Genomic DNA, 24,738 nt, shown 5'->3' on the forward strand with positions numbered 1-24,738 from the left:
AGCGCATGGGTCAGGCGCCGCGGTTGCTGAAGGTGGTGAGGGCGCGCTCGATGCACTGGGCCGTCTTGCCGAATGCCTGCACGCCGATTTCCGAGAACGGACCGCCGCCTTGGTCAGCCATCAGCAGCACGATGACCTTGCCGTTGCTCGACAGCGAACGCAGCAACAGGTGCTCGCCGCGGAACAGGCTGCGCAGGCTGGCGGGCAGCAGGGCGGAGAATTGGGCGTGGTTCTGCGGGGTCAGGCGCAGTTGCGCCGACTGACTGAGCAAGCGCTGCAGCAGTTTGCTCTGTTCTACCGGCACGGTAAGGCTGGCGACCTGGTCGGGCAGGCCGGCCATCTGGTGCACACGCAGGTAGCTTTGGGTCTTGTCGCACATCAGCAGCAGGACGCGGGTCATGCCGCAGGCCTCGAGGGCATCGCGGGCGTAGCGGGTCAGGTGGATGGCATTGGAAAACGGACTGGGCTCGGCAAGCAGGTCGGCGCAGAACTTGCGCCAGTCGCCAAGGGCCTTGGTGTCGGGCATCTCGGCCGGGCGCATGCCTTTGGGCGCGTAGTGCGCACCGGTCGGCCAGATCAGCATCTGCGCCGGATGGAATACGCCTTCGACGGCATGTTTGCGGGCACTCTGTGCCGCTTGCTGGTGGCTCTGGGTCTGGACGTCTTCCAGGGGCGCTTCGAGGTACAGGCTGATCAGTTGCTGCCAGCGCACGCAGTGGCTGCAGGTCCAGGAGTGTTGTGCCGACAGTGCCAGGCCGTTGGCCAGCAGTACGGTGTTGGCCGGCTGGTTGAGCCAGCGGCGCAGCATGGGGTCGGCGTCCAGCTTCTGTTGTTGGCGCAGCGGGCTTTTGTGGTCCCGGGCGATGTGCATGACCTTGACCAGCAAGCGGCGCTCTTCCTGTAGCAAGTGATAACCCTGGGTGACCCAGGTCGGCAGGCGCCAGAATTCGGCAAGGGCCTGGCACAGGCTGAGCAGGCGCACGCCAAACAGTTCGCGCTCGACCTTCGGTGCCGGTTCGCCGCGGTGCACTACCCGCAGCTCCCATTCCTCCAGCAGCTTGGGGTAGGTAAGGGCCAGCGGCCAGAGCGGCGAGAGAAACAGCAGGCTGCCCCAGTGGATGTCCTGCCAGAGCCGCGCCAGACGGCTGGCAAACAGGCCGTTGGCCTGCTGGCTGGCGTGCTGGCTGACCATCTGCAACTGGCGCAGTGCCAGGGGAATCTGTTCGATGGGCGCGGTGTGAAGCCGTTCGAGCAGGGCTTCGGCGCGGGCCAGGCCGAGGCGGTTCAGCGCGACTTCGAGGTTCTCCGCCGGCTCGGCGATGGTGGTATGGGTGTGCCGGTTGGCCTCGCGCATCATGCTCAGCACCAGCGCCGGGCTGTCTTGCATCAGCTCGGCAATGTCGCGCAACGAGCGGCGACTGTCGGCGATCGCGGCTTTCACGCGGTCGTGACTGTGGCATGGAACGGGCAATGGGGTGCCGTCGAGTAGTTTGATCCAGGCGTCGAGAGTCTTCGGATTCGTAGTTGGCACGATGGTTTCACTAGGCTTGCTGGAAGGTGACCAAACTGGCTTTTCGCCTTGACTGGCTATAGTCTGGCGCAGAACTGCCGATAAGTAGAAGAAGAGTTTTACTAACTTCCGCCCCGACCCTGACCCCGACAGCAAGTGCTTTCTATCTATGGCTAAAATTATCGGCATCATCGTCGTATTCGCGAGCGTGCTTGGCGGATATGTTCTCTCCCACGGCAAGATCGCGGCCCTGATCCAGCCTTTCGAGGTGCTGATCATCGGCGGCGCTGCGTTCGGTGCGTTTCTGCAGGCCAACCCTGGCTATATGACCATGCATGTGGTGAAAAAGTCGCTGAGCATGTTCGGCAGCCGCTTTTCCCACACCTTCTATATAGAAGTGCTGGGCCTGGTCTACGAAATCCTCAACAAGAGCCGCCGCGAAGGCATGATGGCGATCGAGGCTGACATCGAAGATGCCGCCGCCAGTCCGATCTTCGCCAAGTACCCGGCTGTGTTGAAAGACGAGCGCATGACGGCGTTCATCTGCGACTACCTGCGCATCATGTCCACCGGCAACATGGCGCCCCACGAGCTGGAAGGCCTGTTCGACATGGAGCTGCTGAGCCTGAAGGAAGAGCTGGAGCACCCCTCCCACGCGGTCACCGGTATCGCCGACGGCATGCCCGGTTTCGGTATCGTCGCCGCGGTACTGGGTATCGTGGTGACCATGGCCTCGCTGGGCGACGGCGACCAGAAATCCATCGGTCTGCACGTAGGTGCGGCGCTGGTCGGTACCTTCTTCGGTATTCTCGCGGCCTACGGCTTCTTCGGCCCGCTGGCCAACTCGCTGGCTCATGATGCCAAGGAAGAACTGAACGTCTACGAGGCGATCAAGGCCTCGCTGGTGGCTTCGGCTTCCGGCATGCCGCCATCGCTGGCGGTCGAGTTCGGTCGCAAGGTGCTCTATCCGAAGCACCGCCCGAGCTTCGCCGAGCTGGAACAAGCAGTTCGCGGTCGCTGATCCATGGAAAACAATCAGCCGATTATCATCAAGCGCGTCAAGCGCTTCGGCGGTGGCCATCACGGCGGGGCCTGGAAGATCGCCTTCGCCGACTTCGCGACGGCGATGATGGCCTTCTTCCTCGTGCTGTGGTTGCTGTCCACCGCCACGCCCGAGCAGAAGATCGCCATCGCCGGCTACTTCAAGGACCCGATCGGGTTCTCCGAAAGCGGTACGCCCTACATCATCGACCTGGGTGGCTCGCCGCAACTGGCGCCGGAAAAGACCATCAACCCCGAGGAGAAGGCCGAACCGACGCCAGACACCAGCATCGTCAGCCCGGAGCAGGTGGATAACCTCGCCGAACAGGTGGAGCGCGAGCGTCTGGAAGTGGTGCTGCAGGAGTTGCAGAACAAGGTCGAGCAGAGTCCCGAGCTGCAGAAGTTCAAGGACCAGATCCTCTTCGAGATCACCCAGGACGGCCTGCGCATCCAGATCGTCGACGCCGAGAACCGGCCGATGTTCGACCTGGGTAGCGCGCGCCTGAAGCCTTACTTCGAAGACATCCTGCTGGCCATGGCCGACACCATCAAGGCGGTGCCGAACAAGATCAGCATCAGTGGCCACACCGATGCCAAGCCGTACGCCGGTAGCGGTGAGTATGGCAACTGGGAGCTGTCGGCCAACCGTGCCAACGCCGCACGCCGTGCGCTGGTGGCCGGTGGTTATCCGGATCCTCAGGTTGCGCGGGTGGTGGGCTACGCGTCGTCGTCGCTGTTCGACCGCGCCAATCCGCTGAACCCGGTCAACCGCCGTATCGACATCGTGGTCCTGACCAAGAAGGCCCAGCGTGCCATCGAAGGCGAGCAGTCGCCGAACGCTCCGGAAGGTGATGCGCCGCAGGGTTCCGGGCAGGCACCGGCAGCGCCGGGCGCAGCGGCTCCGGCACCGGCCGATCCGCAGTCCCAGGATCCGATGCAGCCCAATGAGCTACGCCAGAAGCTGAACATCTTCGAAGACGGCGTGCTGAAGATGGACGAGCCCGGCAAAAGCCAATAAGCCATAAGCTGCAAGTTTCAAGCTGCAAGAAGAAGCGATCATGTTGCGATCCGCTTTTCCTTGCAGCTTGCAACTTATGGCTTGCAGCTTCCTGCTGCCTTTAGAAACCGCGACGCAGGCGGGCCTTGAGGTCGGTGTGGAAGAACTCGGCATTGTTGCGGTTGGCGTGCGCGGCGTCCTTGCTGATGCCGCGGCGGAACGTCTGCTCGTCGTGATAGGCGCTGACGAACAGTTCGATGTGTTCACGTCGGGTCAGGGTCGGCCAGCGCTCCAGGTAGCCCGGCAGGCTGCCCTCGCACTGGTAGAAGGCCAGGCGGCGGTTGAGTTGCGTCGCACTGCCAAGCCCGAACGGCACCCACCAGTCGTCGGCGCCGCCCTGGCCGAGCACGGTGATCATGTGGGTGCAGGCGTTGATGTTGTTGTTGATCAGGCTGCAGATATCGTCGGTGGTCTGCTGCGCCTGAGGGTCGAACAGCTCGAGGCAGGTATTGATGCCTTCGAGCTTGAGCCGTTCGTTGATCACGAACGCATCGAGGCGATCAGGGTGGCGGTAACTGATGAAAACAGGCATCACTGGCGTCCTTTCAGGTGAAAGCGCGACGATCAGTGAATTCCGTTGACCCGGCAATAGACTGCCAGAAACTAGGACGCATCCTACGGTCGCGTATGAAAGGTCTGACGGATGCGGCTTACGCGCGGTACTCCCCCGTCGGGAAATACCGCCTTGTCGGTCAGTAAGTGTCTTGCGGCAGGCTGGCGATGATCGAACGGTAGCTGTTCATCCGTTGTTGCTGGATGCGTCCGTCTTCCAGGGCATTGAGCAGTGCGCAGCCAGGCTCGCGGTCGTGCTTGCAGTCACGGAAGCGGCAGGTGCCGAGCAGATCGGTGAACTCGATGAAGCCGGCTTCTACATCGGCACGGCTGACATGCACCAGGCCGAATTCGCGGATACCGGGGGAGTCGATCAGTTCGCCGCCGCCGGGGAAGTGATAGAGGCGGGCGGTGGTGGTGGTGTGCTGGCCCTGGCCGGACCACTCCGACAGTGCGCCGACACGGGTCTGCACCTCTGGCAGCAGGCTGTTGACCAGCGACGACTTGCCCACGCCGGACTGGCCGACGAACACGCTGATGTGGCCGTCCAGTTGCCTCTGAAGTTGCTCCATGCCGTCGCCCTGATGAGCCGACACTTCCAGCAGCGGATAGCCGAGTTGCCGGTAGACCGCCAGCAGCGCATTGAGGGCCGGGGCGTTGTCGTCGTCGATCAGGTCCGCCTTGTTCAGCAGCAGTAGCGGGCGGATGCCGGCGTGCTCGGCGGCCACCAGATAGCGGTCGATCAGGTTGGCGTGGGGCTCGGGGGCCGGGGCGAAGACGATCACGATCAGATCGACGTTGGCCGCCACCGGCTTGAGCTGGCCGCGACTGTCAGGGCGGCACAGCTCGGTGCTGCGGGGCAGTTGCGCGACGATCACACCAATGCCCTGGTTACCGGCACGCCAGACCACGGTGTCGCCTGTTACCAGCGCCGGCAGGTTGGCCCGCAGGTGGCAGCGGAATACCTGGCCGGCTTGCTCGCCCTGTTGTGCTTCGACCTCTACCTGCACGCCGAAGTGAGCAATTACCAGGCCGGTCTGTTCCGGACCCAGGTCACCGCCCTCGAGCACCTCCAGGGCGCGCTCCTCACGTTTGGCGGCCCGCGCGGCACGCTCTTCCTGGATTTTTTCGATGCGCCAGTTCTGGCGGCGGTTGAGCTGGCGTTTGGCCATGAAGGTCTCGTCGTTTAAAGCGGGGTTGTTTGAAACGGCGTCGAGTTTAGCACGCTCCACTAGGCTAAACTGCGCACCTACCGAGGAGCCACGCTATGCAGAACCCACAGAATCTGATCTGGATCGACCTGGAAATGACCGGTCTGGACCCTGATAACGACGTCATCATCGAGATGGCCACCATCGTCACCGACAGCGACCTGAACACCCTGGCCGAAGGCCCGGTGATCGCTATCCACCACAGCGACGAAGTCCTGGCCCGCATGGACGACTGGAACACCCGCACCCACGGCGCCTCCGGCCTGACCCAGCGTGTGCGCGAGAGCAGGATCGACATGGCCGAAGCCGAAGCGCAGACCATCGCGTTCCTCGAGCACTGGGTGCCGAAGGGCAAGTCGCCGATCTGTGGCAACAGCATCTGCCAGGACCGCCGTTTCCTGTATCGCCACATGCGCGGGCTGGAAAATTATTTCCATTACCGCAACCTGGACGTCTCCACCCTCAAGGAGCTGGCCGGGCGCTGGGCGCCGGAGGTGCGTGACGGCTTCAAGAAGGGCAGCACCCACCTGGCACTTGACGACATCCGCGAATCCATCGCGGAGCTGCGCCACTACCGCGAGCACTTCATCAAATATTGAGCACCAAAAGGCGCCAGGAATCGCTCTGGCGCCCCCTTTTGGTGCTGCTGGCAACTGGTTAGACTGCGCGCCCCTCTGCCAGGACCTGCGCCATGTTGTTGATGCTCTATCTGATCGCGATCACCGCCGAAGCCATGACGGGTGCCCTGTCTGCCGGCCGCCGCGGCATGGACTGGTTCGGCGTGGTGCTGATCGCCTGCGTCACGGCGCTGGGCGGCGGTTCGGTGCGTGACGTGTTGCTCGGGCATTACCCGCTGACCTGGGTCAAGCACCCGGAATACCTGGTGCTGACCAGTGTCGCCGCGTTGATCACCATCTTCATCGCGCCCTTGATGCGGCATTTGCGCTCGCTGTTCCTGGTGCTCGACGCCATCGGGCTGGTGGCTTTCACCCTGATCGGTTGCATGACGGCGCTGGAACTGGGCCACAGCATGCTGGTGGCGTCCATCAGCGGGATGATTACCGGGGTGTTCGGCGGCATCCTGCGGGACATCTTCTGCAACGACATTCCATTGATCTTCCGCCGCGAACTGTACGCCAGCGTGTCGTTCGCCTCCGCCTGGTGTTACCTGGGCTGCGTTTGGCTGCAACTGCCGGCCGAGCAGTCGATTCTCATCACGCTGTTCGGCGGATTCCTGCTGCGGCTGCTGGCGATCCGCTTCCACTGGGAAATGCCAAAGTTCCACTACAACGACGAGCATTGATCGCCCGTAGTGGATTCAGGCGGGAGAGGCCTGGCGCTCGGCGTGCTGTTTCAGGGCCCATTCCACATGCTCGCGGACCAGCTCGGAGGGGTAGTCCCGACGGGCGGCCAGGGCTTCGAGCACCGGAATGGACGACGGCGCATTGCCCAGGCCCACCGCCAGGTTGCGCAGCCAGCGCTCGTAGCCGGCGCGGCGCAGCGGCGAACCTTCGGTGCTGGCGAGAAAGCGCTCTTCGTCCCACATGAACAGCTCCGCCAGTTCGGCGTTGTCCAGGCCGTGGCGTGGCTGGAAGTCGCCTTCTCCGGTCGGGCGGGCGAAGCGGTTCCACGGGCAGACAATCTGGCAGTCGTCGCAACCGAACACCCGGTTGCCGATCATCGGCCGCAGCGCTTCGGGAATGGCGTTCTTCAGTTCGATGGTCAGGTACGAGATGCAACGCCGGGCGTCCAGCACGTAAGGGCCGACGAAGGCGTTGGTCGGGCAGATGTCCAGGCAAGCGCTGCAGCGGCCGCAATGTTCCGTGGCCTGGGCCTCGTCCACCGGCAGCGGCAGATCGACGAACAATTCGCTGAGGAAGAAGTAGCTGCCGGCCTTGCGGTTGAGCAGCAGGGTGTTCTTGCCGATCCAGCCCAGCCCGGCCTGTTCGGCAATGGCCTTCTCCAGCACCGGAGCGCTGTCGACGAATGCGCGGAAGCCGAACGGCCCGATTTCCTTCTGGATGCGCTCGGCCAGATGCTGGACACGCTTGCGCACCAGCTTGTGGTAGTCGCGGCCCAGGGCGTAGCGGGATATGTAGGCTTTTTCCGGCTGGGCCAGGCGCTGCGCCATCTGTGTGTCGCCGGGCAGGTAGTCCATACGCAGCGAGACCACCCGCACGGTGCCGGGTACCAGTTCGTCCGGATGCGAGCGCTTGCTGCCATGGGCGCCCATGTACTCCATCTCGCCGTGGTAGCCGGCGGCCAGCCAGCGTTCCAGGTGCTGTTCGTGCTCGGCCAGATCCACTCCGGCGATGCCGACATGGGCGAAGCCGAGTTCACGACCCCAGTCCTTGATGGACCGGGCGAGGGCAGGCAGATCGATGGAAGAAGCGGACATGCGAAATAGGGCAACGAAGACACAGGTGCGTATAATTCTGCCAGACATTGGAGCCGAAAGACGCATGCCTCAGACCAAACACCCTTCGAACGAGCCGCTGGTGCTCACCCGCGACAGCCTGACGCGCCTGCCGGCGCGGCCGGCCAATGCCCATAAAGGCCAGTTCGGTCATGTGCTGGTGGTCGGTGGTGACCGGGGTGCCGGCGGGGCCGTGCTGCTCGGTGCCGAGGCGGCGCTGCGTTGTGGCGCCGGCCTGGTGTCCCTGGCCAGTCGCGTCGAGCATGTGCCGGCTGCCCTGGCGCGGCTGCCGGAAGTCATGAGCCTGGGCGTGCATTCGGCCAATCAGTTGATGGCGCCGATCGAACGGGCGTCGGTTCTGGTGGTCGGACCTGGGCTGGGGCAGGCCGCCTGGGGGCGCAGCCTGCTGTCGGCGGTGGCCAGTTCGCGCTTGCCGCAGATCTGGGATGCCGATGCCCTGAACCTGCTGGCCGTGGCGCCGATGCCATTGCCGGCGGGTAGTATCATTACCCCGCATCCGGGCGAGGCAGCGCGCTTGCTGGGGGTGTCTACCGAGGCAGTGCAGGCGGACCGGCCTGGCGCAGCGCGCAAGCTGGCGCGCAAGTACGACGCGGTCTGCGTGCTCAAGGGCGCCGGCAGTCTGGTGGCCGATCCGCACGGGCGCCTGGCCATTTGCAAGCGCGGCCATCCGGCGATGGCCGGCGCCGGGCTGGGGGATGTGCTCAGTGGCGTGCTCGGGGCCTTGCTGGCCCAGGAGATGCCGGCGTGGGACGCAGCGTGCCTGGGCGTCTGGCTGCATGCCTGTGCCGGGGAGCGCCTGGGGGATCAGGGGCGTGGGCTGGCAGCCCATGATCTGGTGCCGTCTATTCGTGAGTTGTTGGAGGAGCATTCAGCGTGTCAGGCGTAACCCTGTTTTTGGCCGATGAGCAGGCCATGGTCGACTTCGGTACCCGTATCGCCCAGGTGACCCAGGGCCACGGAGTGATCTTTCTCGAAGGTGACCTCGGTGCCGGCAAAACCACCCTGTCCCGCGGCATCATTCGCGGTCTCGGGCATACCGGGGCTGTGAAAAGTCCTACATTTACCGTGGTCGAGCCTTATGAAATCGGCGATATCCGTGCCTTCCACTTCGACCTGTATCGCCTGGTCGACCCGGAGGAGCTTGAGTTCATGGGGATTCGCGACTATTTCGAAGGTGATGCGCTGTGCCTGTTCGAGTGGCCGGACAAGGGTGCGGGCATTTTGCCAAAGCCGGACCTGACCATTACCATAAGCCCCCAGGCGGGCGGTCGTTCGTTGAACCTGGCGCCGCAAGGTGCTCGCGGTGAAGCCTGGTGTGCCGCACTGGCCTTGGAATTCAAATAGAAAATGGGGAAAGGTATGCGCTTTCGCGCACTGGTTGCCGTCGTAGGACTGCTGCTTACGGCAGTGACCGTTGACGCTCTTGCGGTCACTCAGGTCAAGAGCGTCCGCCTGTGGCGGGCTCCGGACAACACGCGACTGGTCTTCGATCTGTCTGGCCCCGTGCAGCACAGCGTCTTCACCCTGACCGCGCCGGATCGTCTGGTCATCGACATCAACGGTGCCACCCTGGCCGCGCCGCTCACGGTTTCCACTTCCAATACGCCGATCACCAGCGTGCGCTCGGCGCAGCGCACGCCCACCGATCTGCGGGTGGTCGTCGACCTGAACAAGACGGTCACCCCGAAGAGCTTCACCCTGGCGCCGAACGCCCAGTACGGCAACCGACTGGTGGTCGACCTGTACGACCAGGAAGCCGATGCCGTGGCCGCGACGGCGCCAACGCCGGCGGTTACTGCCCCGGCGACCACGCCCGCCGTTCCTGTCACGCCTGCCCAGCCTGCAATCAAGCTGCCGCCGGTGCCTAACGGCAAGCGCGATATCGTCATCGCCATCGACGCCGGCCACGGCGGTGAGGACCCTGGTGCCTCAGGCTCCCGCGGCCAGCACGAAAAGGACATCGTGTTGCAGATCGCCAAGGAGCTGCAGCGTCAGATCAACACCGAGAAGGGTTTCCGCGCCGAGCTGACCCGTACCGGCGACTACTTCATCCCGCTGCGCAAGCGCACCGAGATCGCCCGCAAGAAGGGCGCCGACCTGTTCATTTCCATCCACGCCGATGCCGCGCCGTCCAAGGCCGCGTTCGGTGCCTCGGTGTTTGCCCTGTCCGATCGTGGCGCGACCTCCGAGACCGCCCGCTGGCTGGCCGACAGCGAAAACCGCTCCGACCTGATCGGTGGTGCCGGCAACGTCAGCCTCGACGACAAGGACCGCATGCTCGCCGGCGTGCTGCTGGACCTGTCGATGACCGCGTCGCTCAGCTCCAGCCTGAACGTCGGGCAGAAAGTGCTGGGCAACATCGGCCGCGTCACTTCGCTGCACAAGCGCCGCGTCGAGCAGGCGGGCTTCATGGTGCTCAAGTCGCCGGACATCCCGTCGATCCTGGTGGAAACCGGCTTCATCTCCAACGCCGCGGAAGCTGCCAAGCTGGCGACGCCGAGCCACCAACAGTCGCTGGCGCGCTCGATTCACGGCGGCGTGAAGCAGTTCTTCCAGCAGAATCCGCCACCGGGCACCTACATTGCGTGGTTGCGCGACAACGGCAAGATCGCCCAGGGACCGCGTGAGCATACCGTGCGTCCGGGCGAGACCCTGGCGATGATCGCAGTGCGCTATCAGGTCAGTGTGGCCAGCCTGCGCAGCACCAACAGCCTGAAGACCGACGAGCTGAAAGTCGGCCAGAACCTGGACATTCCGGCGACCACCCTGGCAGCCCAGCCATGAGCAGCAGCGCCCGTATCGAACTGCTCAGTCCACGCCTTGCCAACCAGATCGCTGCTGGCGAGGTGGTCGAACGCCCGGCCTCGGTCATCAAGGAACTGCTGGAAAACAGCCTGGATTCCGGTGCCCGGCGCATCGATGTGGAAGTCGAGCAGGGCGGCATCAAGCTGTTGAAAGTGCGTGACGACGGCAGCGGCATCGCCTCCGACGACTTGCCATTGGCGTTGGCCCGCCATGCCACCAGCAAGATCCGTGACCTCGACGACCTGGAACGGGTCATGAGCCTGGGCTTTCGCGGCGAGGCCCTGGCCTCGATCAGCTCGGTGGCCCGCCTGACCCTGACTTCTCGCACCCGCGATGCCAGCGAAGCCTGGCAGGTTGAGACCGAAGGCCGCGACATGTCGCCTCGGGTGCAGCCCGCCGCGCATCCGGTAGGCACTTCGGTGGAAGTGCGCGACCTGTTCTTCAACACCCCGGCGCGGCGCAAGTTTCTCAAAACCGAGAAAACCGAATTCGACCATCTGCAGGAAGTCATCCGGCGGCTGGCGCTGGCGCGTTTCGATGTCGCGTTTCACCTGCGCCACAACGGCAAGAGCATCCTCAGCCTGCACGAGGCCTCGGATGATATCGCCAAGGCGCGTCGGGTCGGTGCCATCTGCGGGCCCGGCTTCCTGGAGCAGGCGCTGCCCATCGAGATCGAGCGCAATGGCCTCAGGTTGTGGGGCTGGGTGGGCTTGCCGACCTTCTCCCGCAGTCAGGCGGACTTGCAGTATTTCTTCGTCAACGGTCGGGCCGTGCGCGACAAGCTGGTCGCCCACGCGGTGCGTCAGGCCTACCGTGACGTGCTGTTCAATGGTCGCCATCCGACTTTCGTGCTGTTCCTGGAACTCGATCCTACCGGTGTCGATGTCAACGTCCATCCCACCAAGCACGAAGTGCGCTTCCGGGATGGGCGCATGGTCCACGACTTCCTCTATGGCACCCTGCACCGGGCGCTGGCCGATGTGCGCCCGGACGACCAGGTCGCGGCCCCGGCAGCGACCGCGGACATTGTTCGGCCGACGGGGCAGCAGGCCGGCGAGTTCGGGCCGCAGGGCGAGATGCGCCTGTCCGCCAGCGTGCTGGAACAACCGGTTGCCGCGCCTGCGGCAGGCAGTGGTTCCGGTGCCGGCTACCAATACAACTACACTCCGCGTCCCGCCTCGCCGCTCCCGGTGGGTGAGACGCGCGAGGTCTATCGTGAGTTCTTCGCCCCGCTGCCCAGTGCCGAGCCGGCCCCATTGCCAGAAAGCGAGCGGGACATTCCGCCGCTGGGCTACGCCCTGGCACAACTGAAAGGCATCTACATCCTCGCCGAAAATGCCCATGGCCTTGTGCTGGTAGATATGCACGCCGCCCACGAGCGGATCATGTACGAGCGGCTGAAAATCGCCATGGCCAGCGAGGGGCTGAGCGGCCAGCCGCTGCTGGTGCCCGAGTCCCTGGCCCTGAGCCAGCGCGAGGCCGACTGCGCCGAAGAGCATGCCCAGTGGTTCCAGCGCCTTGGCTTCGAGCTGCAGCGACTGGGCCCGGAAAGCCTGGCGATCCGGCAGATTCCGGCGCTGCTCAAGCAGGCGGAGGCCAACCGGCTGGTGCAGGACGTGCTGGCCGACCTGATGGAGTACGGCACCAGCGACCGGATCCAGGCGCACCTGAACGAACTGCTCGGCACCATGGCGTGCCACGGTGCGGTGCGGGCCAACCGGCGCTTGCTGATTCCCGAAATGAATGGCCTGCTGCGCGACATGGAAAACACCGAGCGCAGCGGTCAGTGCAACCATGGCCGACCGACCTGGACCCAACTGGGCCTGGACGATCTGGACAAATTGTTCTTGCGCGGTCGTTGATATGGCAGGCTCCCTACCTCCGGCGATTTTCCTCATGGGCCCGACCGCCGCGGGCAAGACCGACCTGGCCATCGAACTCACCAAGGTCCTGCCCTGTGAACTGATCAGTGTCGACTCGGCGCTGATCTACCGCGGCATGGATATCGGCACGGCCAAGCCGTCGAGGGACGTCCTGGCGGCGCATCCGCACCGCCTGATCGACATTCTCGACCCTGCTGAAAGCTACTCGGCGGCGGATTTTCGTCGTGATGCCCTGCAGGCCATGGCCGAGATCACCGCGCGGGGCAACATTCCGCTGCTGGTAGGCGGCACCATGCTCTATTACAAGGCTTTGCTGGAAGGCCTGGCCGATATGCCGCCCGCCGATGCCCAGGTTCGTGCCGAGCTCGAGGCCCAGGCGCAGCAGCACGGCTGGCAGGCGTTGCATGACGAGTTGGCGGCGGTCGATCCGGTCTCGGCGGCGCGCATCCATCCGAATGATCCGCAGCGTCTGATACGCGCACTCGAGGTGTATCGGGTGAGCGGTTTCACGATGACTTCACATCGTTTGCGTCAAGCTGAGCAAAGTAGTGGCCAGGGCGCTTCGGGGGCCGGGCAATTACCCTATACTGTCGCCAGCCTGGCCATCGCCCCGCAGGATCGACAGGTTCTGCACGAGCGAATTGCGCTACGATTCACGCACATGCTGGAACAGGGCTTCATTGACGAGGTCCGATTGCTGCGTGCCAGAAGTGACTTGCACGCGGGGCTGCCGTCTATACGGGCAGTCGGTTATCGCCAGGTCTGGGATCATCTTGATGGCAAGCTGACTTCAGTTGAAATGCAGGAGCGCGGCATCATTGCCACCCGCCAGTTGGCGAAGCGGCAATTTACCTGGTTGCGCAGTTGGGCCGATCTCCACTGGTTGGACAGCCTGGCTTGCGACAATCTGTCTCGCACCTTGAAATACCTTGGGACGGTCTCCATATTGGGCTGAATCCCAGCGATTGCCGTCTATCCTTGGGGGTGGGGCGGCTTGAGCCATCAGTTTTCTTGTTTTTTTACTATTGATCCTTACAGGAGTGCGGCATATGTCAAAAGGGCATTCGCTACAAGACCCTTACTTGAATACTTTGAGAAAAGAAAAAGTTGGGGTTTCGATCTATCTGGTCAACGGCATCAAGCTGCAAGGCACCATCGAGTCCTTCGACCAGTTCGTGATCCTGCTGAAAAACACCGTCAGCCAGATGGTCTACAAGCACGCGATCTCGACCGTTGTTCCGGTTCGTCCGATTCGTCTGCCTAGCGCCGCCGACGCCGATCATGGCGATGCCGAGCCAGGTAACGCCTGATAGGAGTCTGCTTTGTTCTTTGAGCGCCACGGTGGTGGTGAGCGAGCCATTCTCGTTCATCTGGAAGGTCAGAGCCCTGAGGCGCGCGAAGACCCGCAGGAGTTCCAGGAGCTGGCCTTGTCGGCCGGCGCCGATATCGTTGCGCTCGCCAATGTGGCGCGACACCAGCCCACTGCCAAGTTTCTGATTGGCAGCGGCAAGGTCGAGGAACTGCGCGACCTGGTCAAGGCCGAAGAGGCCGACCTGGTGATCTTCAACCACACCCTCACCCCGAGTCAGGAACGCAACCTCGAACGTGTCTTCGAGTGCCGCGTGCTTGACCGCACCGGCCTGATTCTCGACATTTTCGCCCAGCGGGCCCGCACTCACGAGGGCAAGCTGCAGGTCGAACTGGCCCAGCTCGAACACATGAGCACGCGACTGGTTCGCGGCTGGACTCACCTTGAGCGGCAGAAAGGCGGTATCGGTCTGCGCGGCCCGGGTGAAACCCAGCTTGAGACCGACCGCCGCCTGCTGCGTGTACGCCTGCGGCAGATCAAGGCGCGTCTGGAAAAGGTGCGCAGCCAGCGCGAGCAGGCCCGTCGCGGCCGCAAGCGCGCCGATGTCCCTTCGGTTTCACTGGTGGGCTATACCAACGCCGGCAAATCGACCCTGTTCAATGCGATGACCCAATCCGAGGTGTACGCCGCCGACCAGCTCTTCGCCACGCTCGACCCGACCTTGCGCCGGCTCGAACTGGGCGATATCGGGCCGATCGTGCTGGCGGACACCGTGGGCTTCATTCGTCACCTGCCGCACAAGCTGGTCGAGGCATTTCGGGCTACGCTCGAAGAGTCGAGCAACTCCGACCTGCTGCTGCATGTGATCGATGCCCACGAGCCCGAGCGCATGGCGCAGATCGAACAGGTGATGGCCGTGCTTGGCGAGATCGGTGCCGAAGGGTTGCCGATACTCGAGGTGTATAACAAACTCGACCTGCTTGAAGGCATTGAGCCACATATCCAGCGCAATGCCGATGGCAAGCCGGAACGGGTCTGGGTCTCGGCCCGTGAAGGCCGGGGACTGGAACTGGTAGGGCAGGCGATTGCCGAGTTGCTGGGGGATGACCTGTTTGTCGGTACCCTTCGCCTTGAACAGCGTTACGCTCGCTTGCGTGCGCAGTTCTTCGCAGCGGGAGCCGTGCAGAACGAAGAACACGACGACGAAGGCAGCAGCCTGCTGGCAGTGCGTCTGCCGAGGGCCGATTTCAACCGCCTGGTGGCGCGCGAAGGGCTGGAGCCTGTCGAGTTCATCGAACAACACACTTTGCAATAAAAGCCTGACGACGCGGTCAGGCAGCCGTGACAGGCATTCTGTAGCATTGGACGGCGCGCCGTTGGCGCGTCTTTGCTTTATCAGATGGAGAGCGCTATGGCTTGGAATGAGCCGGGTGGCAACTCGAACAATCAGGATCCTTGGGGTGGACGCCGCGGCGGTGGTGGCGGCGACAAGAAAGGGCCACCGGATCTCGACGAGGCCTTCCGCAAGCTGCAGGATAGCCTGAACGGCATGTTCGGCAGTGGCAAGAAACGTGGGGGTGGTGACAGCCTTCCCAAGGGCGGCGGCTTTGGCCTGCTGGGTGTCGGTCTTGCCGTGCTGGCGGCCATATGGCTGTACAGCGCGGTCTATGTGGTCGACGAGCAGGAGCAGGCGGTCGTTCTGCGTTTCGGCAAGTACTACGAAACCGTAGGCCCGGGCCTGAACATCTACTTCCCGCCGATCGATCGCAAGTACATGGAAAACGTCACGCGCGAGCGTGCCTACACCAAGCAGGGCCAGATGCTGACCGAAGACGAGAACATCGTCGAGGTGCCGCTGACCGTGCAGTACAAGATCAGCAACCTGCAGGACTTCGTGCTGAACGTCGACCAGCCTGAAGTCAGCCTGCAGCACGCGACCGACAGTGCCCTGCGTCACGTGGTCGGTTCGACCTCGATGGACAAGGTGCTGACCGAAGGCCGTGAACAGATGGCCATCGAAATCAAGGAGCGTCTGCAACGCTTCCTCGACACCTACCGGACCGGTATCACCGTCACCCAGGTCAACGTACAGAGCGCGGCCGCCCCGCGTGAAGTGCAGGAAGCCTTCGACGACGTGATCCGCGCCCGTGAAGACGAGCAGCGTGCCCGCAACCAGGCCGAGTCCTACGCCAATGGCGTGGTGCCGGAAGCCCGCGGTCAGGCACAGCGCATCATCGAGGATGCCAATGGTTACCGCGACGAAGTCATCTCGCGGGCCAAGGGTGAGGCCGATCGCTTCACCAAGCTGGTGACCGAGTACCGCAAGGCGCCGGAAGTCACCCGCGAGCGTCTGTACCTGGAAACCATGCAGCAGGTCTACAGCAACACCAGCAAGGTGCTGGTCTCCGGCAAGGACGGGCAGAGCAACCTGCTTTACCTGCCGCTGGACAAGATGGTCGAGGGCAGCCGCAACGCGCCGTCGTCCAGCAGCGTACCGACCCCGTCGGTCAACGAGGCCGCCAACCGCGCTGCGTCGGACCTGCAACAGCAACAGCAGCAACTGCGTTCTAGGGAGAGCCGCTGATGAGCAATAAATCGCTGATCGCCCTGATCGTTGGCGTCGTGCTGGCCATCGTGGCCTGGAACAGCTTCTACATCGTGTCCCAGACCGAACGCGCGGTACTGCTGCAATTCGGTCGTGTGGTCCAGGCCGATGTCCAGCCAGGCCTGCATGTGAAGGTTCCTTACGTCAACCAGGTGCGCAAGTTCGACGCCCGCCTGATGACCCTCGATGCTCCGACCCAGCGGTTCCTGACCTTGGAGAAGAAGGCCGTGATGGTCGATGCCTATGCCAAGTGGCGGGTGAAGGACGCCGAGCGTTTCTACACCGCGACCTCCGGCATGAAGCAGATCGCTGACGAGCGCCTGTCCCGTCGTCTGGAAAGCGGCCTGCGCGACCAGTTCGGCAAGCGCACCCTGCACGAAGTCGTGTCGGGTGAGCGTGACGCACTGATGGCGGACATCACCGGCTCGCTGAACCGCATGGCGGAAAAGGAACTCGGTATCGAAGTGGTCGACGTTCGCGTCAAGGCCATCGACCTGCCGAAGGAAGTGAACCGCAGCGTGTTCGAGCGGATGAGCACCGAGCGTGAGCGTGAAGCCCGCGAGCACCGCGCCAAGGGTAACGAGCTGGCGGAAGGTATTCGTGCCGACGCCGATCGTCAGCGTCGGGTCCTGCTGGCAGAAGCCTATCGTGAGTCGGAAGAGACCCGCGGTGACGGTGATGCCCAGGCAGCGGCGATCTACGCCAAGGCCTACGGCCAGGATCAGGACTTCTACGCGTTCTACCGTAGCCTGAATGCCTATCGCGAAAGCTTCAGCAGCAAGAACGACGTGCTGGTCCTCGACCCGAGCAACGAGTTCTTCCGTTTCATGAACAAGGCCAAGCCTTGAACCGGATCACCCCGTCGGGCGGCTAATACGTCTGGCGGGGTGATACTGCAAGAAAACGGGTGTATGATGCGGCAGCCGGGAAATTCCCGGCTTTTTTGCGTCTGCAAGATCGAATGGCCTGAACCGGGCCGCGATCCCCGGCGCAACCCAGGATTTACGAGGGTATCGGCACTGCGGCAACGCTGGAATCAGCGCTGCGCGCGTGATTTGCCGCGACCTGCTTCACTCAAGGCTCGCCCGCGGGCAGGCCGCCCGGACCACAGGGGAAATGGCGTAATGGCAACGGTAGACCGCTGGCTGCTGCCAGATGGCATCGAAGAAGTACTGCCACCTGAAGCGACACGCATCGAAATCGCGCGTCGTCAGGTGTTGGATCTGTTCCAGAGCTGGGGTTACGAGTTCGTCGTGACTCCCCATATCGAGTACCTGGAATCGCTGCTCACCGGTGCCGGTCAGGACCTCGACCTGCGGACCTTCAAGGTCGTCGATCCGCAGTCGGGCCGGCAGATGGGCTTCCGCGCCGACATCACGCCGCAGGTGGCGCGCATCGACGCACACACACTGCGCCGCGAAGGCCCGACCCGCCTGTGCTATGCCGGCAGCGTGCTGCACGCCAAGCCGCGGGCACTGTCGACCTCGCGCAGCCCGATCCAGTTGGGTGCAGAGCTGTACGGCGACGCCAGCCCGGTCAGCGATGTCGAAGTCATCAGCCTGATGCTGGCGATGCTGCAACTGGCCGATGTGCCGGATGTCCACATGGACCTGGGCCACGTCGGTATCTACCGCGGCCTGGCGCGTGCGGCCGGTCTGTCCGGCGATGTCGAGCAACAACTGTTCGACGCCCTGCAACGCAAGGCCATCGACGAAGTGATCGCGTTGACCGCCAACCTGCCCGCCGATCTGGCCGGCATGCTGCGGGCGCTGACCGAACTGTGCGGCGGCCGCGAAGTGCTGGAAGCGGCGCGTGTTCGCCTCGGCCGTGCGCCGGCGGCGGTGCTGGCGGCACTGGATGACCTGCTGGCGATCGCCGATCGCCTGACGGCGCGTTATCCGGACCTGCCACTGTATTTCGACCTGGGCGAGCTGCGCGGCTACCACTACCACACCGGTGTGGTGTTCGCTGCGTTCGTTCCGGGCGTCGGTCAGTCGATCGCCCAGGGCGGTCGTTACGACGACATCGGAGCTGACTTTGGCCGCGCACGTCCGGCCACCGGTTTCTCCACGGATTTGAAGACCCTGGTCACACTGGGGCGGGCAGAGGTCGTGTTGCCCACTGGCGGGATCTGGATGCCCGACAGCAGCGACGCGGCTCTGTGGCAGTTGGTCTGCCAGTTGCGCAGTGACGGTCAGCGGGTTGTGCAGGCACTGCCTGGCCAGCCGCTGGCTGCCGCCATCGAGGCGGACTGCGATCGGCAATTGATTCTGCAAAACGGGGCCTGGCAGGTACTGCCACTGGCCATCTGAGATTAGCCGCCGGCCCAGTGGCCGGCGCCAAGTTTGCGCGAATGAGGACAAGTGTTATGGGTAAGAATGTCGTAGTCCTGGGCACCCAGTGGGGTGATGAGGGCAAAGGCAAGATCGTCGATCTGCTGACCGAACATGCCGCCGCCGTAGTGCGCTACCAGGGTGGCCACAACGCCGGTCACACGCTGGTGATCAATGGTGAGAAAACCGTACTGCACCTGATTCCGTCGGGCATCCTGCGCGAAGGCGTGCAGTGCCTGATCGGCAACGGCGTGGTCGTTGCCCCTGACGCGCTGATGCGTGAAATCACCAAGCTGGAAGAGAAGGGCGTGCCAGTGCGCGAGCGCCTGCGCATCAGCCCGGCTGCTCCGCTGATCCTGTCGTATCACGTGGCCCTCGACCAGGCCCGCGAAAAAGCCCGTGGCGAAGCCAAGATCGGCACCACTGGCCGTGGCATCGGCCCGGCGTATGAAGACAAGGTCGCTCGCCGCGGCCTGCGCGTCGGTGACCTGTTCCACCGCGAGCGTTTCGCCGCCAAGCTGGGCGAGTTGCTGGACTACCACAACTTCCAGCTGGTCAATTACTACAAAGAGCCGGCCATCGACTTCCAGCAGACCCTGGACGAGTGCATGGCCTACGCCGAGCAACTCAAGCCGATGATGCTGGACGTCACCGCCGAACTGCACAACCTGCGTCGTGCCGGCAAGGACATCATGTTCGAAGGCGCCCAAGGCTCGCTGCTGGACATCGACCACGGCACCTACCCGTACGTCACCAGCTCCAACACCACCGCCGGCGGTATCTCCACCGGTTCCGGCGTTGGCCCGATGTACCTGGACTACATCCTGGGTATCACCAAGGCCTACACCACTCGCGTCGGTTCCGGTCCGTTCCCGACCGAACTGTTCGATGAGACTGGCGCTACCCTGGCCAAGCGTGGCCACGAGTTCGGCTCGACCACCGGCCGTGCCCGTCGTTGCGGCTGGTTCGACGCCGTCATCCTGCGTCGCGCCATCGACGTCAACAGCATCTCGGGCATCTGCCTGACCAAGCTGGACGTACTGGACGGCCTGGAAACCATCAACATCTGCGTTGGCTACAAGAACGAGAACGGTGCCGTCATCGACGCACCTTCCGATGCCGACAGCTACATCGGCCTGGAGCCGGTGTACGAAGAGATGCCAGGCTGGAGCGAGTCGACCGTGGGCGTGAAAACCCTGGAAGAGCTGCCGGCCAACGCCCGTGCCTACATCAAGCGCATCGAAGACCTGATCGGCGCGCCGATCGACATCATCTCCACCGGTCCTGACCGTAACGAGACGATTGTCCTGCGTCATCCGTTTGCCTGATTCGGTAACGCGGTAATCACCAAAGGCCCCTCCAGAGGGGCCTTTGGCGTTTTTGCCTTCTGCTGCGGCACGCCCTTTGCTGTGAATATGCCTTCAGGATTGCCATCACTGTAATGGCTCCAAAAGCAGAGGGATTTACTGTGTCTGCCGTCATCTCATTGTTACGAAGCCGCCTTTTGCGGCCTGTCTTTGTTGCGCTTGGTATCGCTCTTTTGGTGCAGGTGGTAGTGGCTGTGGTGTTGACCCGCAGCACCGTCACGGCGCTGGAGGCCGATCTGGGCAATCGTTTGGGAACCGATAGCCAGAAGCTCAGCGGTGAACTGGACCAGGCGGCGAAGGAAGTCAGCTCCGGGCTGAGCACCTTGTCCGAAAGCACTCGCCAACGCCTGACCGCCGGTTTGTCGTCGCGCCTGGAAGAAGAACAGGCGCAATTGCGCGCCACCCTGGAGAAGAACCTCAAGGACTCGGCCAACGACATGGCCGAACTGCTCGCCTCGGTCGCGCCCCGCGCCGTCTGGGACGCCGATGTACCGACCCTGTCGGAGTTCGCCCGCCGCGCCCAGCGCAACCCCAACGTCCTCTTCGTGATCTACGACGATGCCCAGGGCGAGCACCTGACCCGCTACCTCAACCGTCAAAACCCCATCAACCAGGCCCTGCTGGACAAGGGCAAGGGTGAACGCGCCCTGGACAAGGTGCTCGATGCTGCCCGCAACGACCCTTCCGTGTACTTCGTCGAAGCCTCGATCAACCCCAATGGCGTGGAAATCGGCAAGGTGCTGATGGGCGTCTCCACCGCTGCCGTGGATGCCGAACTGCAAGCCCTCGACAAACGTTTCGCCGCGCTCATTGCCAGCGGCGACCAACTGGTGGCCGACAGCCTGACCAGCGCCGCCGCCGACAGCACCAAGGCGCTGCGCAGCCGGCTGGAAGCCGCGCAGGGCAGCGCGGCACAGATGGCGGCCAACACTTCGCAGAGTGTGCAGGACGCGGCCGCCACGTTGCGCTGGCGCATCGGCCTGGGCCTGGCCCTGGTTGGCTGCGGCGTGCTGCTGGTGGTGGCGGTGGTACTGGGGCGGCGCGTGGTCAACAAACTGCGCCTGCTGATCGCAGCACTGAACGACCTGGCGGCTGGCGAAGGCGATCTGACCAAGCGCGTGGCCATCGACAGTCGTGACGAGATCGGCGATATGGCGGCGGCGGTGAACCGCTTCGTCGACAAGTTGCAGCCGATCGTCCGTGAAGCGGGCGAAGTGGCCCAGCGCACCGGTATCGAGATCGGCGCCATGGCCCAGCAGAACGCCGGTGCCGATTCGGCGGCGGCCGCGCAGCGTGATGAAGTGGCCGAAAGCCTGCGGGCGCTGTCGAGCATGGCCGACGAGGCCCAGGCCGAGAGCCAGGCGATGCAGGCAGCGTTGCAGCAGGTGGTGGATATCCGCCAGGCCACCGACGAGAACAGCCGCACCTCGGCGCAAGTGGCCAAGCTGATCGAGGCGCTGGCCGGGCAGGTGGACACCGGTTCCAAGGTGATCGAGCGCCTTGCCCAGCAGAGCGAGCAGATCGAAGTGGTGCTGACGGTGATTCACGGCATCGCCGAGCAGACCAACCTGTTGGCGCTGAACGCCGCGATCGAGGCGGCGCGGGCCGGTGAGACCGGGCGTGGTTTCGCCGTGGTGGCCGACGAGGTCCGTGCCCTGGCGAGCAAGACCCAGAGCTCCACGGGCGATATCCAGGCCCATATCGGCGCCCTGCAGCAAGGCGCCAGAGAGGCGGTGGCGGCCATCAGTCAGGCTGGGCGGCAGGCCAGCGAGGGTTTGCTGGTGCTGCGCGACAACGCACGGCTGCAGCAGTCGGTCCAGGCGTCGGTCGAGCAGGTGCACGCGGCCATCGGTCTGGCCACCCGTGCCGCCGAACAACAGGCCCAGGGCGCGCAAGCGGTACGGGGACGGGTGGAGAACATCCATGCCCAGGCCGAGCGGGCGGCGCAGGTGGTCATGCAGACCACCGCCAGCAGCAAGGTGCTCGATGACCTGGCGGCCCAGCTCAAGGCCAGCCTGGGCCAGTTCCGCGCCTGATCAGGCGCGGTTCAGGTACATCCGGGTGGTCAGCAGGTACACCGGCAACCCGGATACCAGAATCAGCAGCGCCGCATAAGGCGCCGCTGCGGCGAACTCGATGTTGGCGGTGTGCGCCCACACCTCGGTGGCCAGGGTGGTCATGCCGGTGGGGCTGAGCAGCAGGGTTGCGGTCAGTTCCTTCATGGCGTCGAGGAACACCAGGGCGAAGGCCGCCGCCAGTGCCGGGAAGATGATCGGCAGGGTTACCCGGCAGAATGCCGTGAACGGTGTGGCGCCCAGGGTTCGCGCGGCCTCCTCGAGTTGCGGTGCGGCCTTGGTCAGCGCCGTGCGCACCGGCGCTTGGGCAAGCGGCAGGAACAGCAACGCATACGCCAGCAGCAACAGGCCGGTGGTCTGGTACATTGCGGGCACATAGTGCAGCGCGAAGTACACCAGGGTCAGGGCGATCACCAGCCCTGGAAGGGCGTGCAGCAGGTACGGCAGGCGCTCGGCCCAGATCGCCAGGCGACCCTTGTAGCGCACCACCAGGAAGCTCACCGGCAAGGCCAGCAGCAGGCTGACGCCGGCCCCTCCCAGCGACAGCGACAGCGACGACAGCAGCGCCTCACCAATGGCCGCTACCGGGAAGGCCGCCGACGAACCGACGCTCAGCCAGTACGTCAGCATCCCCAGCGGAATGCCGCTGCCGAGAATCGCCAGGCCCAGGCAGAACAGCTGGCCCAACGGCATCCAGCCGCGCAGACGCACCGGCGCACCGCGCCGCGCCACGCCCTGGCCGATCCGCACATGACGGGCCTTGCCGCGCACCCGCAGTTCCAGCCAGAGCATCAGCAGGCACATCAGCAGCAACACCGCCGAGAGCATCGCCGCGTTGGCGTTGCTGAACTCCAGCTCGAACTGCTGGTAGATCGCCGTGGTGAAGGTCTGCAGGTTGAGGATCGACAACGCGCCGAACTCCACCAGCATGTGCAGGGCGATCAGCAGGCAGCCACCGAGTATCGACGGCCACAGCAGCGGCAGGGTGACCCGGCGGAACACCGCCCAGCGGTTGCAGCCCATGGTGCGTGCCGACTCCTCCAGCGAGGTGTCGAGGTTGCGCAGGGTGGCGGCCACCGGCAGGAACACCAGCGGGTACTTGGACAGGCTCATCACCAGAATGGCGCCGCCGAGCCCTTCGAACTTCGGGCTCAGGGACACCCAGGTAAAACCACTGACGAACGATGGCACTGCGAACGGCAGGCACAGGATAACGCCCCACAGTCGCCGGCCTGGCAGGTCGCTGCGTTCCAGCAGCCAGGCCAGCGCCAGACCGACCACCGCACAGGCGACCGTGACCCCGACCATCAGCAGCAGCGTGTTGCGCATCAGCCCCCAGACGAAGGGGCGCCAGATCAGGCGCAGCGCTTCATGCCAGCCGGCCTCCCAGGTCTTGGCGGCGACATAGGCCAGCGGCAGCAGGCTCAGGCCCACCAGCAGCAGGACCGGGATCACTACCCAGATGGAAGGCCGCTTGCGCCGAGGCACGAAGACGGTACCCAGTTGCACAGGAAGCGCCGCGCTCATCAGAGCAGGCCGACTTCGCGTTCGAGCTCCAGGGCTTCCTCGGCGTTACCCAGGTCGGCCGGCGTGATTTTCGGTGGGCGCAGGTCTTCGAACGGCTTCAGGCCCTGGTCCGACACCATGCCCTTGTGCAGCGGGTATTCGGCGGTGGTCTGGGTGATGACGCGCTGGCCTTCTTCGCTGGCCATCCAGGCGAGCAGGGCCTGGGCTTCCTTCGGATGCTTGCTGGCCTTGACCGCGGCAGCGCCGGAGATGGTCATCAGGCCGCCGACATCGCCGTCCGCCAGGTAATAGAGTTTGGAATCGAGCTGGCCGCGTTCTTTCTTCAGGGCGTACCAGTAGTAGTTGTTCACCAGCACGGCGGCGACCTCGCCGTTCTCCACGGCTTTGAGGGCGACCATGTTGTTGGTGTAGGTCTTGCCGAAGGCCTTGAGGCCCGTCAGCCATTCCTCGGCAGCTTCTCGCCCGTGGATTTTCAGGATGGCCACGGCCTGCTCCTGGAAGGCGCCGCTGGTGGGCACGAAGCCGATCTTGCCGTCCCACTCGGGATCGGCGAAGTCCATCACCGATTGCGGCAGGTCTTTTTCATCGATCTTCTTCGGGTTGAAGGCAACCACGCGGGTACGGGCCGTGACCCCCATCCAGCTACCGTTGGCAGCGACGAATTCCTTGGGCAGCATCTCCAGGGTCGAGGCATCGATGGTCGCCAGCAGGCCCAGTTCGCCGAGGTTGTTCAGCGGCGGCGATTCCTCGGTGTAGATCACGTCGGCCGGCGAGCGGTCGCCTTCCTCGATGATCTGGCTGGCCAACTGGTTGCTGCTGCCCTTGCGGATATTGATATGGATGCCGGTCTTCGCCTCGTAGGCCTTGGCGATGGCTTCACCGATTTCCTTGTGCTGGCCGTTGTACAGCGTCAGGGTCACTGGATCGGCGGCCATGGCGGACGGTGCCCCCAGCACCAGGCCCAGGAATGAAACGGCCAGGCCGCGCAGAATCGGGTTACGGCGGATCGTCATGCGGGTACTTCCT

General features: G+C 64.1%; 22 protein-coding genes. 16 read left to right on the top strand and 6 right to left on the bottom strand.

All coding sequences use genetic code 11. The annotated features are described in order from the left end of the window. Nucleotides 1-10: 10 nt before the first annotated feature. Nucleotides 11-1,531 (bottom strand): HDOD domain-containing protein, encoded by a 1,521-nt coding sequence (locus tag AC05QJ_RS03915; RefSeq protein ID WP_476745682.1) that lies wholly within the window; start codon nt 1,529-1,531, stop codon nt 11-13. A 148-nt stretch (nt 1,532-1,679) separates the two neighbouring features. Here AC05QJ_RS03915 and motA point away from each other — a divergent pair, with 148 nt between their 5' ends. Then, a complete protein-coding gene (gene motA / locus AC05QJ_RS03920) occupies nt 1,680-2,531 on the top strand; it encodes a flagellar motor stator protein MotA (protein ID WP_476745683.1) in 852 nt (283 codons plus the stop codon). A 3-nt stretch (nt 2,532-2,534) separates the two neighbouring features. Further along, nucleotides 2,535-3,569, top strand: coding sequence for a flagellar motor protein MotB (gene motB, locus AC05QJ_RS03925; protein WP_476745684.1), 1,035 nt, complete (start codon nt 2,535-2,537; stop codon nt 3,567-3,569). A 100-nt stretch (nt 3,570-3,669) separates the two neighbouring features. On the opposite strand, the gene AC05QJ_RS03930 is transcribed toward motB, so the two are convergent. Further along, nucleotides 3,670-4,140: a molecular chaperone Tir gene (locus AC05QJ_RS03930; protein ID WP_476745685.1), complete on the bottom strand. Its 471-nt coding sequence runs from the start codon at nt 4,138-4,140 to the stop codon at nt 3,670-3,672. Between the two features lie 160 nt (nt 4,141-4,300). Beyond that, complete coding sequence (gene rsgA, locus AC05QJ_RS03935; RefSeq protein ID WP_476745686.1) at nt 4,301-5,332, bottom strand: small ribosomal subunit biogenesis GTPase RsgA; 1,032 nt, start codon at nt 5,330-5,332, stop codon at nt 4,301-4,303. A gap of 95 nt (nt 5,333-5,427) precedes the next feature. On the opposite strand from rsgA, the gene orn reads away from it, so the two are divergent. Both orn and AC05QJ_RS03945 read left to right on the top strand, forming a co-directional pair. Beyond that, nucleotides 5,428-5,970, top strand: coding sequence for an oligoribonuclease (gene orn / locus AC05QJ_RS03940; RefSeq protein ID WP_476745687.1), 543 nt, complete (start codon nt 5,428-5,430; stop codon nt 5,968-5,970). A 92-nt stretch (nt 5,971-6,062) separates the two neighbouring features. Beyond that, nucleotides 6,063-6,674 (top strand): trimeric intracellular cation channel family protein, encoded by a 612-nt coding sequence (locus AC05QJ_RS03945; RefSeq protein WP_476745688.1) that lies wholly within the window; start codon nt 6,063-6,065, stop codon nt 6,672-6,674. Between the two features lie 15 nt (nt 6,675-6,689). On the opposite strand, the gene queG is transcribed toward AC05QJ_RS03945, so the two are convergent. Then, on the bottom strand, nt 6,690-7,769 hold the full coding sequence (gene queG, locus AC05QJ_RS03950) for a tRNA epoxyqueuosine(34) reductase QueG (RefSeq protein WP_476745689.1): 1,080 nt from the start codon (nt 7,767-7,769) through the stop codon (nt 6,690-6,692). Between the two features lie 64 nt (nt 7,770-7,833). On the opposite strand from queG, the gene AC05QJ_RS03955 reads away from it, so the two are divergent. From AC05QJ_RS03955 to AC05QJ_RS04010, 12 genes are all read left to right on the top strand, one after another. Further along, a complete protein-coding gene (locus AC05QJ_RS03955) occupies nt 7,834-8,694 on the top strand; it encodes an NAD(P)H-hydrate dehydratase (RefSeq protein WP_476745690.1) in 861 nt (286 codons plus the stop codon). Next, nucleotides 8,682-9,152 carry a tRNA (adenosine(37)-N6)-threonylcarbamoyltransferase complex ATPase subunit type 1 TsaE gene (tsaE, locus tag AC05QJ_RS03960; protein WP_476745691.1) on the top strand — a complete coding sequence of 157 codons (471 nt, stop codon included), beginning with the start codon at nt 8,682-8,684 and terminating at the stop codon, nt 9,150-9,152. The genes AC05QJ_RS03955 and tsaE overlap by 13 nt, the downstream gene beginning before the upstream one ends. 3 nt (nt 9,153-9,155) lie before the next feature. Next, nucleotides 9,156-10,592: an N-acetylmuramoyl-L-alanine amidase gene (locus tag AC05QJ_RS03965; RefSeq protein ID WP_476745692.1), complete on the top strand. Its 1,437-nt coding sequence runs from the start codon at nt 9,156-9,158 to the stop codon at nt 10,590-10,592. Continuing rightward, nucleotides 10,589-12,475 (top strand): DNA mismatch repair endonuclease MutL, encoded by a 1,887-nt coding sequence (gene mutL / locus AC05QJ_RS03970; protein ID WP_476745693.1) that lies wholly within the window; start codon nt 10,589-10,591, stop codon nt 12,473-12,475. The genes AC05QJ_RS03965 and mutL overlap by 4 nt, the downstream gene beginning before the upstream one ends. A 1-nt stretch (nt 12,476) precedes the next feature. Continuing rightward, entirely contained in the window at nt 12,477-13,451 is a 975-nt protein-coding gene (gene miaA, locus AC05QJ_RS03975) for a tRNA (adenosine(37)-N6)-dimethylallyltransferase MiaA (protein ID WP_476745694.1), read from the top strand. Nucleotides 13,452-13,545: 94 nt separating this feature from the next. Further along, the gene (gene hfq / locus AC05QJ_RS03980) at nt 13,546-13,806 is read left to right on the top strand and encodes an RNA chaperone Hfq (RefSeq protein WP_009399549.1); all 261 of its coding nucleotides are present in this window, start codon (nt 13,546-13,548) and stop codon (nt 13,804-13,806) included. Nucleotides 13,807-13,818: 12 nt separating this feature from the next. After that, nucleotides 13,819-15,120, top strand: a complete 1,302-nt coding sequence (hflX, locus tag AC05QJ_RS03985) for a ribosome rescue GTPase HflX (protein ID WP_476745695.1) — start codon at nt 13,819-13,821, stop codon at nt 15,118-15,120. Nucleotides 15,121-15,216: 96 nt separating this feature from the next. After that, nucleotides 15,217-16,389, top strand: a complete 1,173-nt coding sequence (hflK, locus tag AC05QJ_RS03990) for an FtsH protease activity modulator HflK (protein ID WP_476745696.1) — start codon at nt 15,217-15,219, stop codon at nt 16,387-16,389. Next, nucleotides 16,389-17,258, top strand: coding sequence for a protease modulator HflC (gene hflC, locus AC05QJ_RS03995; protein WP_476745697.1), 870 nt, complete (start codon nt 16,389-16,391; stop codon nt 17,256-17,258). Before hflK ends, hflC begins: the two co-directional genes overlap by 1 nt. 276 nt (nt 17,259-17,534) lie before the next feature. Then, on the top strand, nt 17,535-18,722 hold the full coding sequence (locus tag AC05QJ_RS04000) for an ATP phosphoribosyltransferase regulatory subunit (RefSeq protein WP_476745698.1): 1,188 nt from the start codon (nt 17,535-17,537) through the stop codon (nt 18,720-18,722). 56 nt (nt 18,723-18,778) lie between these two features. Then, on the top strand, nt 18,779-20,071 hold the full coding sequence (locus AC05QJ_RS04005; RefSeq protein ID WP_016712316.1) for an adenylosuccinate synthase: 1,293 nt from the start codon (nt 18,779-18,781) through the stop codon (nt 20,069-20,071). Between the two features lie 140 nt (nt 20,072-20,211). Beyond that, the gene (locus AC05QJ_RS04010; protein WP_476745699.1) at nt 20,212-22,146 is read left to right on the top strand and encodes a methyl-accepting chemotaxis protein; all 1,935 of its coding nucleotides are present in this window, start codon (nt 20,212-20,214) and stop codon (nt 22,144-22,146) included. Here the strand turns inward: AC05QJ_RS04010 and AC05QJ_RS04015 are convergent, their stop codons facing one another. Continuing rightward, on the bottom strand, nt 22,147-23,712 hold the full coding sequence (locus AC05QJ_RS04015) for an ABC transporter permease (RefSeq protein ID WP_476745700.1): 1,566 nt from the start codon (nt 23,710-23,712) through the stop codon (nt 22,147-22,149). Beyond that, a complete protein-coding gene (locus AC05QJ_RS04020) occupies nt 23,712-24,725 on the bottom strand; it encodes an extracellular solute-binding protein (protein WP_476745701.1) in 1,014 nt (337 codons plus the stop codon). Before AC05QJ_RS04020 ends, AC05QJ_RS04015 begins: the two co-directional genes overlap by 1 nt. Between the last annotated feature and the right edge of the window lie 13 nt (nt 24,726-24,738).

The organism is Pseudomonas sp. TUM25319, from assembly GCF_056388475.1.

What these genes read in the sequence shown, in the direction of transcription:
- motA (WP_476745683.1), top strand. Translation starts at nt 1,680, where the DNA reads ATGGCTAAAATTATCGGCATCATCGTCGTATTCGCGAGCGTGCTTGGC.
- motB (WP_476745684.1), top strand. Translation starts at nt 2,535, where the DNA reads ATGGAAAACAATCAGCCGATTATCATCAAGCGCGTCAAGCGCTTCGGC.
- AC05QJ_RS03930 (WP_476745685.1), bottom strand. Translation starts at nt 4,140, where the DNA reads ATGCCTGTTTTCATCAGTTACCGCCACCCTGATCGCCTCGATGCGTTC.
- rsgA (WP_476745686.1), bottom strand. Translation starts at nt 5,332, where the DNA reads ATGGCCAAACGCCAGCTCAACCGCCGCCAGAACTGGCGCATCGAAAAA.
- orn (WP_476745687.1), top strand. Translation starts at nt 5,428, where the DNA reads ATGCAGAACCCACAGAATCTGATCTGGATCGACCTGGAAATGACCGGT.
- AC05QJ_RS03945 (WP_476745688.1), top strand. Translation starts at nt 6,063, where the DNA reads ATGTTGTTGATGCTCTATCTGATCGCGATCACCGCCGAAGCCATGACG.
- queG (WP_476745689.1), bottom strand. Translation starts at nt 7,769, where the DNA reads ATGTCCGCTTCTTCCATCGATCTGCCTGCCCTCGCCCGGTCCATCAAG.
- AC05QJ_RS03955 (WP_476745690.1), top strand. Translation starts at nt 7,834, where the DNA reads ATGCCTCAGACCAAACACCCTTCGAACGAGCCGCTGGTGCTCACCCGC.
- AC05QJ_RS03965 (WP_476745692.1), top strand. Translation starts at nt 9,156, where the DNA reads ATGGGGAAAGGTATGCGCTTTCGCGCACTGGTTGCCGTCGTAGGACTG.
- mutL (WP_476745693.1), top strand. Translation starts at nt 10,589, where the DNA reads ATGAGCAGCAGCGCCCGTATCGAACTGCTCAGTCCACGCCTTGCCAAC.
- miaA (WP_476745694.1), top strand. Translation starts at nt 12,477, where the DNA reads ATGGCAGGCTCCCTACCTCCGGCGATTTTCCTCATGGGCCCGACCGCC.
- hfq (WP_009399549.1), top strand. Translation starts at nt 13,546, where the DNA reads ATGTCAAAAGGGCATTCGCTACAAGACCCTTACTTGAATACTTTGAGA.
- hflK (WP_476745696.1), top strand. Translation starts at nt 15,217, where the DNA reads ATGGCTTGGAATGAGCCGGGTGGCAACTCGAACAATCAGGATCCTTGG.
- hflC (WP_476745697.1), top strand. Translation starts at nt 16,389, where the DNA reads ATGAGCAATAAATCGCTGATCGCCCTGATCGTTGGCGTCGTGCTGGCC.
- AC05QJ_RS04000 (WP_476745698.1), top strand. Translation starts at nt 17,535, where the DNA reads ATGGCAACGGTAGACCGCTGGCTGCTGCCAGATGGCATCGAAGAAGTA.
- AC05QJ_RS04005 (WP_016712316.1), top strand. Translation starts at nt 18,779, where the DNA reads ATGGGTAAGAATGTCGTAGTCCTGGGCACCCAGTGGGGTGATGAGGGC.
- AC05QJ_RS04015 (WP_476745700.1), bottom strand. Translation starts at nt 23,712, where the DNA reads ATGAGCGCGGCGCTTCCTGTGCAACTGGGTACCGTCTTCGTGCCTCGG.
- AC05QJ_RS04020 (WP_476745701.1), bottom strand. Translation starts at nt 24,725, where the DNA reads ATGACGATCCGCCGTAACCCGATTCTGCGCGGCCTGGCCGTTTCATTC.